Annotated in this window: 13 protein-coding genes; 10 read left to right on the top strand and 3 right to left on the bottom strand. The window is 68.1% G+C overall.

The window, feature by feature from the left end:
- Positions 1–23 precede the first annotated feature (23 nt).
- The gene (locus AB9O74_RS06940) at positions 24–662 is read right to left on the bottom strand and encodes a TIGR00645 family protein (protein WP_319207443.1); all 639 of its coding nucleotides are present in this window, start codon (positions 660–662) and stop codon (positions 24–26) included.
- 106 nt (positions 663–768) lie between these two features.
- Between AB9O74_RS06940 and AB9O74_RS06935 the strand changes: the two genes are divergently transcribed.
- The 4 genes from AB9O74_RS06935 to AB9O74_RS06920 all read left to right on the top strand — a co-directional run bounded on the left by AB9O74_RS06935 (position 769) and on the right by AB9O74_RS06920 (position 6,298).
- Positions 769–1,458: a glutathione binding-like protein gene (locus AB9O74_RS06935; protein WP_369348855.1), complete on the top strand. Its 690-nt coding sequence runs from the start codon at positions 769–771 to the stop codon at positions 1,456–1,458.
- 171 nt (positions 1,459–1,629) lie between these two features.
- Complete coding sequence (locus AB9O74_RS06930; RefSeq protein ID WP_369348854.1) at positions 1,630–3,858, top strand: DPP IV N-terminal domain-containing protein; 2,229 nt, start codon at positions 1,630–1,632, stop codon at positions 3,856–3,858.
- A 39-nt stretch (positions 3,859–3,897) separates the two neighbouring features.
- Positions 3,898–4,407 (top strand): cytochrome c oxidase assembly factor Coa1 family protein, encoded by a 510-nt coding sequence (locus tag AB9O74_RS06925; protein WP_369348853.1) that lies wholly within the window; start codon positions 3,898–3,900, stop codon positions 4,405–4,407.
- 79 nt (positions 4,408–4,486) lie between these two features.
- Positions 4,487–6,298, top strand: coding sequence for a DUF885 domain-containing protein (locus AB9O74_RS06920; RefSeq protein WP_369348852.1), 1,812 nt, complete (start codon positions 4,487–4,489; stop codon positions 6,296–6,298).
- A gap of 140 nt (positions 6,299–6,438) precedes the next feature.
- Here the strand turns inward: AB9O74_RS06920 and AB9O74_RS06915 are convergent, their stop codons facing one another.
- Positions 6,439–6,897, bottom strand: coding sequence for a hypothetical protein (locus tag AB9O74_RS06915; protein ID WP_176987869.1), 459 nt, complete (start codon positions 6,895–6,897; stop codon positions 6,439–6,441).
- Between the two features lie 181 nt (positions 6,898–7,078).
- Here AB9O74_RS06915 and AB9O74_RS06910 point away from each other — a divergent pair, with 181 nt between their 5' ends.
- From AB9O74_RS06910 to AB9O74_RS06895, 4 genes are all read left to right on the top strand, one after another.
- Complete coding sequence (locus tag AB9O74_RS06910) at positions 7,079–7,327, top strand: hypothetical protein (protein WP_179459760.1); 249 nt, start codon at positions 7,079–7,081, stop codon at positions 7,325–7,327.
- A 137-nt stretch (positions 7,328–7,464) separates the two neighbouring features.
- Entirely contained in the window at positions 7,465–8,382 is a 918-nt protein-coding gene (locus AB9O74_RS06905) for a bestrophin family protein (protein ID WP_176987871.1), read from the top strand.
- A 39-nt stretch (positions 8,383–8,421) separates the two neighbouring features.
- Positions 8,422–9,411, top strand: a complete 990-nt coding sequence (hemB, locus tag AB9O74_RS06900; RefSeq protein ID WP_369348851.1) for a porphobilinogen synthase — start codon at positions 8,422–8,424, stop codon at positions 9,409–9,411.
- Between the two features lie 43 nt (positions 9,412–9,454).
- On the top strand, positions 9,455–9,715 hold the full coding sequence (locus tag AB9O74_RS06895) for an SHOCT domain-containing protein (protein ID WP_354275086.1): 261 nt from the start codon (positions 9,455–9,457) through the stop codon (positions 9,713–9,715).
- 66 nt (positions 9,716–9,781) lie between these two features.
- On the opposite strand, the gene AB9O74_RS06890 is transcribed toward AB9O74_RS06895, so the two are convergent.
- On the bottom strand, positions 9,782–10,657 hold the full coding sequence (locus AB9O74_RS06890; RefSeq protein ID WP_369348850.1) for a TolB-like protein: 876 nt from the start codon (positions 10,655–10,657) through the stop codon (positions 9,782–9,784).
- A gap of 52 nt (positions 10,658–10,709) precedes the next feature.
- On the opposite strand from AB9O74_RS06890, the gene aroE reads away from it, so the two are divergent.
- Entirely contained in the window at positions 10,710–11,555 is an 846-nt protein-coding gene (gene aroE, locus AB9O74_RS06885; RefSeq protein ID WP_369348849.1) for a shikimate dehydrogenase, read from the top strand.
- Positions 11,556–11,565: 10 nt separating this feature from the next.
- Entirely contained in the window at positions 11,566–11,928 is a 363-nt protein-coding gene (locus AB9O74_RS06880) for a hypothetical protein (protein WP_346488609.1), read from the top strand.
- Positions 11,929–11,994: the final 66 nt, after the last annotated feature.

Raw genomic sequence — 11,994 nt, 5'->3', positions numbered from 1 at the left:
ATGCCGCCACTGCCGGGCAAGCCTCAGTGCGACAGCGCCTTGCTCGGCGTGCCGTTCATCAGCTTGTCGGTGTAGGCGATGCCGATCGCCGACAGGATGAAGGCGGCATGGATGATGGTCTGCCACATCACGCCGGTCGAGGTCAGCCCACTGGCGCACTTGAAGACCTCGGCCGCGGCCGGACCCTGCGCGGCCACGACGGAGGCGACTGCCTGGATGTAGGTATCGCTGTTGCACGCGGGCAGCGAGTCAAGGCTGCCCGCCGCAATGAACGTCTTCAGCAGGTGGATCGAGGAGATGCCGATGATCGACAGCGCCAGCTTCACCTTCAGCACGCTCGCGTTGACGTGGCTCAGCCACTCCGGCTGGTCGGGGTGGTTCTCCAGGCGCAGGCGCGACACGAAGGTCTCGTAGCCGCCCACGATCACCATCACCAGCAGGTTGGAGATCATCACCACGTCGATCAGGCCCAGCACCAGCAGCATGATCTGCTGCTCGCCCATCTCGTTGGCCTGATGCAGCAGGTGCCACAACTCCTTGCCGAACAGGAACACATAGACGCATTGCGCCAGGATCAGGCCCAGGTACAGCGGCAGCTGCAGCCAGCGCGAGGCGAAGATCAGGGAGGACAGGGGACTGATGGGGGTCTGGGTCGAACTCATGCTGGAATGCTGCGTTGCGGGGACGGCGCAGCGTAACGGTCCAGCTTGACCCTGCCAAGCCGAGCGACGGACTAGACTCGGGATTCCTTGTCCGCGAGCCCTCGCCATGATCGACCTGTACTACTGGCCTACCCCGAATGGCCACAAAGTCACGCTGATGCTGGAGGAAACCGGCCTGCCGTACCGGATCCAGCCGGTGAACATCGGTGCCGGGGACCAGTTCAAGCCCGACTTCCTGGCGATCTCGCCGAACAACAAGATGCCGGCCCTGGTCGATCACCAGCCCACCGATGGCGGGGCCGCGCAGCCCGTGTTCGAGTCCGGCGCGATCCTGCTGTACCTTGCCGAAAAGACCGGCCGCTTCCTGCCGGCCGACAGCCGCGGCCGGGTGGCGGTGCAGGAATGGCTGTTCTGGCAGATGGCCGGCCTCGGCCCGATGAGCGGCCAGATGGGGCATTTCAACGTCTACGCGCCCGACAAGATTCCCTATGCGATCGAGCGCTACGACAACGAAGTGCGCCGCCTGCACGGGGTGATGGACAAGCGCTTGGCGCAGGCCGCCTACCTCGGCGGTGACGAGTACAGCATCGCCGACATGGCCAGCTACCCCTGGATCGGGGCCTACGACAAGCTTCCGGTCGATTTCAGCGCCTTCCCGAACCTCAAGCGCTGGCATGACGCGATCGCAGCACGCCCGGCCACCCAGCGTGCCTATGCCCTGCGCGAGAAGGTGAACCCGCAGGCTGGCAAGCCGCTCAGCGATGAAGAGCGCAAACACCTGTTCGGCCAGCGCTGAAGCGGTGCGCACCTGCGCGGTAGTGCCGTCCGCTGGCCGGCTCCCCGCAGCGGTGGGCGCGGCCGGGCGCCCACCGGCCTACGGCACGACCGGAACGGTTTTGGTTAGGATGAAGCGTTCCCCGTGCCGCACCCGCCGCCGGGGACTGCCCAGACGCTGCCGGAATCCTTCATGCGCCACCTGTTCGCTTCGCTCGCCCTGATGCTCGCCTCGACCTCGATCGCCCACGCTGAAAAACTCACCCTGGATGCCATCACCGGTCCGCTGCCGTTGTCCGGCCCGACCCTGATGAAGCCCAAGGTGGCCCCGGACGGCTCGCAGGTCAGCTTCCTGCGCGGCAAGGACGCCGACCGCAACCAGCTGGACCTGTGGGCGTACGACATCGCCAGCGGTCAGACCCATCTGCTGGTCGACTCCAAGGTGGTGCTGCCCGGTACGGAAACCCTGAGCGACGCCGAGAAGGCCCGCCGCGAGCGCCAGCGCATCGCCGCGATGACCGGCATCGTCGATTACCAGTGGTCGCCGGATGCACGCACGCTGCTGTTCCCGCTCGGCGGTGAGCTGTACCTGTACGACCTGAGCAGGCAGGGCAAGGCCGCGGTGCGCCAGCTCACCCATGGGGAAGGCTTCGCTACCGATGCCAAGCTGTCGCCGAAGGGCGGCTTCGTCAGCTTCGTGCGTGCCCGCAACCTGTGGGTGATCGACCTGGCCAGCGGCGAGCAGATCCAGCTCACCCGCGATGGCAGCGACACGATCGGCAACGGCGTGGCCGAGTTCGTCGCCGATGAGGAAATGGACCGCCACACCGGCTACTGGTGGGCACCGGACGACTCGGCGATCGCCTTCGCCCGCATCGATGAATCGCCGGTGCCGGTGCAGAAGCGCTACGAGATGTATGCCGACCGCACCGAGATGATCGAACAGCGCTACCCGGCGGCCGGCGACCACAACGTCACCGTGAAGCTGGCCGTGATCGCGCCGCATCAGAACGCCAAGCCGACCTGGATCGACCTGGGCCGCACTCCCGACATCTACCTGGCCCGCGTCGATTGGCGTGATCCGCAGCGCCTGACGTTCCAGCGCCAGTCGCGCGACCAGAAGACGCTCGAACTGATCCAGACCGAGCTGGCCAGCGGCCAGCAGCGCACCCTGGTGACCGAAACCTCGCCGACCTGGGTGCCGCTGCACAACAGCCTGCGCTTCCTCAAGCAGGGCGGCTTCGTGTGGTCGTCCGAGCGCAGTGGTTTCGAGCACCTGTACCGCATCTCCGATGACGGCAGGACCGTCACCGCGCTGACCGCCGGCAGCTGGCCGGTGGACGAACTGCTGGCCGTCGATGAAGACGCGGGCAAGGTGTATTTCCGCGCCGGCGTGGACAGCCCGCGCGAAAGCCAGCTCTACGCCGTGTCGCTGCAGGGCGGCACGCCGCAGCGCCTGTCGCAGGCGCCGGGCATGCATACCGCCAGCTTCGCGCGCAATGCCAGCGTCTACGTGGACAGCTGGTCCAGCACCACCACGCCGCCGCAGATCGCGCTGCACCGTGCCAACGGCGAGAAGATCGCGACCCTGGTCGAGAACAACCTGGAAGATCCCGCGCATCCGTATGCGCGCTATCTCGATGCGCAGCGCCCGGTCGAGTTCGGCACGCTGACCGCCGCCGACGGCAAGACGACACTGCACTACAGCCTGATCAAGCCGACCGGTTTCGATCCGGCCAAGCGCTACCCGGTGGTGGTGTACGTCTATGGCGGCCCGGCCTCGCAGACGGTCACCAACAGCTGGCCCGGCCGTGGCGATCATCTGTTCAACCAGTACCTGGCCCAGCAGGGCTACGTGGTGTTCTCGCTGGACAACCGCGGCACCCCGCGTCGCGGTCGTGATTTCGGCGGCGCGCTGTACGGCGTGCAGGGCACGGTCGAAGTGGCCGACCAGCTGCGCGGCGTCGCCTGGCTGAAGCAGCAGGCGTGGGTGGACCCGGCGCGCATCGGCGTGCAGGGCTGGTCCAACGGCGGCTACATGACCCTGATGCTGCTGGCCAAGGCGTCGGACAGCTACGCGTGTGGCGTGGCCGGTGCACCGGTGACCGATTGGGGCCTGTATGACACCCACTACACCGAGCGCTACATGAACCTGCCGGGCAACAACCCGAAGGGGTATGAAGAAGCGCGAGTGCTGGCACACATCGATGGCCTGCGTTCGCGCCTGCTGCTGATCCACGGCATGGCCGACGACAACGTGCTGTTCACCAACTCCACGGTGCTGATGAGCGCCCTGCAGAAGCGCGGCCAACCGTTCGAACTGATGACCTATCCCGGCGCCAAGCACGGCCTGTCGGGCAGCAACGCGCTGCACCGCTACCGCCTGGCCGAGGATTTCCTGGGGCGCTGCCTGGCGCCCTGATTCCCCGTTCCTGCCACCGGCCTGACAAGGAGTTCGCCGATGACATTGCCGCCCGCGCTTCCTGGTTCGACCGTGCCTCCCGGCTGGTGGCGCCGCCACTGGCGCTGGGCCATGCCGCTGGCCGTGGTGTCCGGCCTTGCGGCGGCAGTGGGCGCGGTGTGGTTCGCGCTGTACCAGTGGGCGTACTGGAGCAAATCCAGTACGCCCTACCAGGAGGCCATGCGTCGCGCACGCTGCAACATCGAGCTGGTCGAAGCGCTCGGTGAGCCCCTGCGCGATGGCTACCTGCCCGCAGGCTCGATGCACTCCAATGGCCAGAGCCAGTTCGTGATCGCGATCTCCGGCCCACAGGGCAAGGGCCGCGTGTTCCTCAACGCCAAGCGCTCCGGCGACCACTGGGACTACCCGATGCTGTACGTGGTGACCGACAGCAAGGACGCGATCGATCTGGCGGCCCTGGACGACATCGAAGCCGCGGATAGGTGCGCGCTGGACGAATGCCGGGCGAAGGGGGAGTGCCCGTCGTCAACGGGCGGGTTGCAGATCTGAGCGGCGCATGACCTCCGGCCAATTGCCCCCGGCCCGCCAAGTGCGTAGGGTCGCAGGCATCCTGCCCTGGAGTTCCTGCATGAAGCCGCTTGTCCTCGCTGTCGCGTTGGCCCTGTCCGTTCCCGCCGCGTTGTCGGCCCCGCCGGCGCTGGCCGCCCCGGCTGCCGCCAAGCCTGCCGCCTCGCCCGGCTGGGTGACCCGCAGCAACCAGCTGGCGCAGATCCTGCTCGATGCGCAGGGCCCGTTCCAGCCGGAAGAAACCGGCTTCTTCGGCGTACCCGGCTACGACGACAAGGTGGCCGATTTCGGCCCGGACAATGGCGCCCGCTACCGTGCGGCGATGGCCAAGGCGCGCAGCGAGCTGCAGGCCAAGCTCGCCACCGAGCGTGATGCCAACGTCCGCCAGGACCTGGCGATCATGATCGCCGCCGCCGACCAGAACATCGAAGGCAGCGAGCTCAACGAGAAGTACCTGCTGCCGTGGAGCGATACCCCGCAGACGGTGTTCAGCGGCCTCAACCTGCTGCTGTCCGACCAGGTGCCCGCCGAGCGCCGGGCCAAGGCGCTGGATCGCCTGAAGGCCTACGCCGGGCTTGCCCCGGGCAGCCAGCCGGTGACCACGCTGTCGCGCCAGCGCTATGAAGAGCGCCTGGGCGACAAGACACTGCTGCAGCCGACGAAGATCGAGGTCGAGCAGTCGCTGGCCAATGTGGACACCTACATCACCGGCATCGAGCAGCTGTTCGGCAAGTACAAGATCGCCGGCGCCGAGCAGGCGCTGCAGACCATCGCCAGCCAGCTGCGCGAGTACCGCGACTGGACCCGCCGTGAAGTGCTGCCCAAGGCGCGCACCGACGCGCGCCTGCCCGAGCCGCTGTATGCCTACCAGCTCAAGCGCGTGGGCATCGACATCGCCCCGGCCCTGCTGATGCAGCGCGCCCAGCTGGAATTCATGGAAACCCGCTCGGCGATGCGCCAGCTGGCGCCGCTGGTGGTACAGGCCAAGGGCCTGAAGGTCACCGACAGCACCGATCCGGTGGCGGTGGTGCGGGCGCTGAAGGGCGACAAGATTCCTGACGACCAGCTCGAGCACCACTACCGTGGCGTGATCGATGCGATCGACCCGATCATCCGCAAGGAAAAGATCGTCGACGTGCCGCAGCGTCCGATGCAGATGCGCCTGGGCTCGGCCGCCGAAAGCGCCGCCTCGCCGGCACCGCATTTCCTGCCGGCGCCGCTGGTCGGCAACACCGGGCAGCAGGGCACCTTCGTGCTGCCGCTGGGCAACCCGGCCGCCGGCGACAAGGCCGCCCAGTACGACGACTTCAACTTCGGCTCGGCTGCCTGGACCCTGAGCGCGCATGAAGGCCGCCCCGGCCACGAGCTGCAGTTCACTGCGATGGTCGAGCGCGGCATCTCGCTGGCGCGCACGATGTTCGCGTTCAACTCGGTCAACGTGGAAGGCTGGGCGCTGTATGCCGAGGCGGAGATGGTGCCGTACGAGCCGCTGGACGGGCAGCTGATCGCGCTGCAGTTCCGCCTGTTGCGTGCCGCCCGCGCGATGCTGGACCCGATGCTCAACCTGGGCCAGATCGACCGTGCCAACGCCGAGCGCGTGCTGATCGACGAGGTCGGCCTGTCCAAGGCGATGGCGACCCAGGAACTGGACCGCTACATGGTGCGGATGCCCGGCCAGGCCGGCAGCTACTTCTACGGCTACACCCGCATCCTGGAACTGCGCATGCAGACCGAGCTGGCGCTCGGCGATCGCTTCGACCGCCTGGCCTTCAACAACTTCCTGCTCGACCAGGGCCTGCTGCCGCCGGACCAGCTGGCCAAGGCGGTCAATGACGTCTTCGTGCCGAAGTACAAAAGCGCCACCAAGCGTTGACGCCTGTCCGGCAGCCACCGACCATCCTTTGGTAGGCACCGACCATCTCCCGGTAGGCACCGACCGTTGGTCGGTGCATTGTTCCAGCAGCCACGACCAACGGTCGTGGCCTACCCCGGTCTGCGTTACCGCGGTTCTCGTTACCGCGTCGGCGTGATCGTCTGCGTCGGCAGGCGCGGGGCCGGCGGCGGATTCGGGACCCAGATGGCCACACCGGCCGCGCGCTTCTGCGTGGTCGGGATGCCGATGCCGACGCCACCGCCCACGTGCGAGCCGTAGCTGCCGGCACCGACGGACATGCCGACCGGCGATCCGCTGGAACCCACGCCCATCAGGATCACGCCATTGGCGCCGAGTGCGGCGGCCTCACGCTTGAGCCGCATCACGGCGGCATCGGTCTGGCCCTGCGTGCCGAAACCGACTGCGCTGGCCGATTCCAGCTGGGCGATTTCCTGCGAACCGGCCGGCGGCGTGGAATAGATCTGCACCGTGGCCGGATCGACCGGCGCGCGCGCCTGGCCGAGCATGACCTTGGAGGTGCTGGCGCAGCCGGCGCTGAGCAGCGCCAGGCCCAGCAATGCAGCGCATCGGATGTTCATGGCGTTACCCCTGTGTGTGATGGCTGGGATGATCGGTGCTGGCGACTGAATCGGTCCCAACCCCTGCCAGCGCACCCTAGCACCGGCCCGGTGAGGCCCCCGCCAACGGCGTCTCGCCGGCGCTTGCGCCTGCGCCGGGAACCGCTATGGTGGGCCACGCATTCACCTCAAGGAGCCGGGTATGGGATTGATCAGTCTGTTGTGGGGCATCGTGTCGCTGCTCTGGATGATTGTGGCCCTGATCCCGCTGCTGGGGTGGGGCAACTGGTTCCTGATCCCGTTCGCCGCGGTGGGCGCGGTCATCGCCGCGATCGGCATCCTGTTCACCCACGCCAGCAAGCGCGGCCGGGCCTGGACCGGGCTGGTGCTCAACGGGATCGTGGTGGTGGTCGGCATCGTCCGGCTGGGGCTGGGCGGCGGCATCATCTGAACCGCCGGCGTCTGCGTCGCCGGGTGCGACCGACCGTCGCAGCTCACGGCCGCCGGGTACCATCGGCGTAGAATGACCGGCTGCCGCATCCGGCTCTGCCGGCGGTCCACGCCCCTCCGGGCGCTCTCCCTGCACCGATGATCATTCGTCCTCGTCCCCACGGCTGGCAACTGCTCTACATCCTGCGCGGCTCCATCGTTCCGGCGGTGGCGCCGAAGGTCGTGGCGATCCTGCTGTTGTCGGTCGCCGTCGCCGCCCTGGCCGAGCTCTGGCACCCACCGGGCATCGAGCGCGTCTCGGTGGCACCGTTCACCCTGCTGGGCCTGGTGCTGTCGATCTTCCTCAGCTTCCGCAACAACGCCTGTTTCGAGCGTTGGTGGGAAGGCCGCAAGCTGTGGGGCCAGCTGATCTACGAATCACGCAGCCTGGCCCGGTTGTGCCAGGCGCTGCTGGTCGACGATGCCGCGCTGCGCGACCGCGTGTGCCGGCTGTGCATCGGCTTCGCGCATGCGCTGGCCGCCCGCCTGCGCGGTCGCGACATGGCGCTGGCCGCGCTGCCGTGGGTGCCCGAGGCCGACCGTGCGCGGTTCGGCCAGCGCCTCAATGCGCCGGATCAGCTGCTGGCCATGATCGCCACCGACCTGGCCCAGGCGCTGCGTGCCGGGCAGCTGGATCCTTACCTGTACACCCAGTTCGAAACGCGCCTGCATGCGTTGTCCAGCATCCAGGCCGGCTGCGAGCGCATCCTGACCACGCCGCTGCCGTTCGCCTACACGTTGCTGCTGCACCGCTGCGCCTGGCTGTTCTGCGTGCTGCTGCCGTTCGGCCTGGCCAGTTCGCTGGGCTGGGCGACGCCGGTGGTGTCGGCCGTACTGGCCTATGCGTTCTTCGGTCTGGACCAGCTCGGCGAGGAAATGGAAGAACCCTTCGGGCTGGAATCCAACGACCTGCCGCTGGATGCGATGGTGCGCATCATCGAGATCGACCTGCTCGACAGCCTGGGCGTCCAGCCGCTGCCCGAGCCGCTGCAACCGCGGCAGTACCTGCTGCAGTAGTTCCTGCACTCCTTCCTGCATTCCGTTCCGGAGTTCCTCATGGCACACCCCGACTATCGCCCCCGCCGCATGCGTCACGACGAGTTCTCGCGCCGCCTGATGCGCGAGAACACGCTGACCACCGACGACCTGATCTACCCGGTGTTCGTGCACGAACTGGCCGGCCGCGCGGCGGTGGCCTCGATGCCGGGCGTGGAACGGCTGTCGATCGACGAGCTGCTCAAGGTGGCGGAAGAAGCGCTGGAACTGGGCATTCCGGTGATCGACCTGTTCCCGGTGATCGATCCGGCCGGCAAGTCGCTCGATGCGGCGGCGGCATGGGACGAGAACGGCCTCGCGCAGCGTGCGATCCGCGCGCTGAAGTCGCGTTTCCCGGAACTGGGCGTGATGACCGACGTCGCGCTGGATCCGTACACCACGCATGGCCAGGACGGCATCATCGATGACAAGGGCTATGTGCTCAACGACATCACCGTCGAGGCACTGGTGAAGCAGTCGCTGTCGCATGCCGAGGCGGGCGTGGACATCATTTCGCCCTCGGACATGATGGACGGCCGCATCGGTGCGATCCGCCGCGCGCTGGATGCCGCCGGCCACGTCAACGTGCGCATCATGGCCTACTCGGCCAAGTACGCCTCGGCGTTCTACGGTCCGTTCCGCGATGCGGTCGGCAGTTCCACCGGCCTCGGCAAGGCGGACAAGAAGACTTACCAGATGGACCCGGCCAACGGTGACGAGGCCATGCGCGAGATCGCGCTGGACCTGGAAGAGGGTGCGGACATGGTGATGGTCAAGCCCGGCATGCCCTACCTGGACCTCGTGCGCCGGGTGAAGCAGCAGTTCGGCGTGCCGACCTTCGCCTACCAGGTCAGCGGCGAGTACGCGATGATGAAGGCCGCCTTCGCCAATGGCTGGCTGGACGAGCGGGCCTGCGTGATGGAGTCGCTGATCGGCTTCAAGCGTGCCGGCGCCGATGGCGTGCTGACCTATTTCGCCCCGCAGGTGGCGCGTTGGCTGCGCGAGCGCTGACAATACGCGCCCACCCCGAGACAGGACGACGATGATGCAGACGATGGGATGGCTACAGTGGGTGACCTGGAGTGCCGGTGTACTGGCCTTCGCCGTGGTCATCGGGCTGGTGATCCGTGGCGTGCGCCGCGCCGCGCGGCAGGCACCGGAGCAACCCTCCGCCGCCGCCCGCATCGCCCGTGAGGCGCAGCTGTCGCCCGCGTTGCAGGCGCAGCTGGCCGCGTTGAACCAGCGCAAGGACCACGGCGAGATCAGCGAAGCGCAGTACGAGCAGCAACGTGCGGCGCTGCTGCAGGGCCATTGACGCTGGGCGACGCCGCCTCCACGGGTAGAGCCACGCCACGCGTGGCTGCCTTTCGGCCCCGCAACGTCACCCGCAGCCCGGACCCCGGGGCGCTGACGGCGTCTTGATACGGTACAGATCCAGCCCGCCGGCACGCGGTGCGCGTGCCACGCCAGCAAGGACCATCTCCGACGGCTTCGAGGCGTCCACCACCGGCGCGCCGGTCTGGCCGTCGGCGGTATTGAATGACAGCGTCAGCGGCTCCGCCGCCTGGCGGTGATCGCAGCCCACCCGCCACACCTGCGAATGCCCATCGGTCGCGCGGGTGAAGGCCAGTGCGCCCTCATTGTCCAGCCAGGCGGCACCGAGTTCGTCGGCCGCCGTATTGAGCGGAGCAGGCAGGGCCTGCGCGGTGCCGAAGCCCTCGCCCTGCACGGGCGCCAGATACAGATCGAAGCCGCCCTGGGTCTGCTTGCCATTGCGTGAGAACAGAAGGGTGCGTCCATCCGGTCGCAGTGCGGGCGCACGTTCGTCATCGCGGGTGTTGAGCGGTGCTGGCAGGGCCTGGACGGGGCCGAGGGTGCCATCGGCACCCACCGGGGCACGGTACAGATCGAACCCGCCCCGGCCGCCGCTGCGGTCGGAGGCGAAGTACAGCCAGCGGCCATCGTGGCTGAAGTAGGGATCGCGTTCGTCGCGTGCACTGTTGAGCGCGAGCGGGGAGGCATCCTGCCAGCGGCCATCGCGCAGCACCGCCTGCCACAGGTCCCAGCCGCCGCTGCCCCCGGCGCGGTCGCTGGCCCAGACGATGCGCTGGCCGTCCGGCGCGATCGTGGCCTGGGCCTCATTGGCCTTGGTCGAGACCACGCCCATGCCCTCGATGCCGAATTCGGAAAGCGCCATCGCGGCGGGTGTGCAGAGTAAACTGGCGCTCAGCGCGAGCAGAGACAATGGAATGCGCATCATCGCGTCCGTTGGGGTTTGCGTTCCATTCTAGGCCCGGAGCAGGAAACCCATGACCGACCGTTACGCCGTATTCGGCCAGCCCATCGCGCATTCGCAGTCGCCGCACATCCATGTCACGTTCGGCCGGCAGGAAGGCCTGGCGCTGGATTACCGCGCGATCGAGGCATCGCCGGCCGAGTTCCTGGCGGCCCTGGAGGCCTTCGCCGCCGAGGGGGGCGTGGGCGCCAACATCACCGCGCCGCACAAGGAAGCCGCCTTCGCGCTGTGCACCACGCTGACCTCGCGCGCGCGCCGCGCCGGTGCGGTCAACACGCTGCTGCGCAAGGGCGACCGCTGGCACGGCGACACCACTGATGGTATCGGCCTGGTCCGCGACCTCACCGACCGCCACGGACTGGACCTGCGTGGCCGCCGCACCCTGCTGATCGGTGCCGGCGGCTCGGCCCGCAGCGTGGCTCCGGCCCTGCTGGATGCCGGCATCCTGGAGCTGGTGGTGGTCAACCGCACGCCGGAACGCGCCGACGCGCTGATCGACGCGATGGGCGAGCCGGGCCGCGCGATCACCCGCTACTGGGAAGACATCCGCGAACTGGGCGATTTCGAGCTGATCATCAACGCCACCTCGGCCGGCCGCGACCGCGCCGCGGAGTTCAAGCTGCCGTTGTCGCTGGTCAACAGCATGACCACCGCAGTGGACCTCAACTATGGCGAGGCGGCCATCGCCTTCACTGCGTGGGCGCGCTCGGCCGGCTGCCGCAACATCGTCGATGGCCTGGGCATGCTGGTCGAACAGGCCGCCGAGAGCTTCCTGCAGTGGCACGCGGTGCGTCCGCAGACCGATGCGGTCTACACCGAGCTGCGAACCCAACTGGCGCCGCTGGTCGGCGAGGACTGAGCCGGTGAACATGGACCTGCTGATTTCGATGCTGGGCATGGTCGGCGTACGCCTGCCCGTGCTGATCGCGCTGGCGATCGCCGTGGTCTGGGTGGTGGATACCCCGCGCGGGTCGATACGCAGCGTGGCCCTGTGGGCCCTGGGCGTGCTGGCCCTGACCACCCTGGCAGGCCTGGTACTGAACGTGGTGCCGATGTGGCTGGTGCAGCAGGGCAACTACGAGAACCTGCAGCTGATGTCGACGCTGCTGGGTGTCGGCCACTTCGCGCTCAACCTGTTCGAGGCGCTCGCGCTGGTCCTGCTGGTCTGGGCGATGACCCGCGCACTGCGCGGCCGCGCCGTTCAACCGTCTCCGCCGCTGCCGCCGCGCTGAGCGGGTACTGCCGCCTGTCGTGGTCCACACCTTTCGCGTGGGCCGCGTCACGGATATGAACCGGCG

The sequence above is a fragment of the Stenotrophomonas sp. JAG2 genome, assembly GCF_041080745.1.
GTDB classification, from domain to species: Bacteria; Pseudomonadota; Gammaproteobacteria; order Xanthomonadales; family Xanthomonadaceae; genus Stenotrophomonas; species Stenotrophomonas maltophilia_AA.
This window is presented reverse-complemented; position numbering and strand designations above follow the sequence as displayed.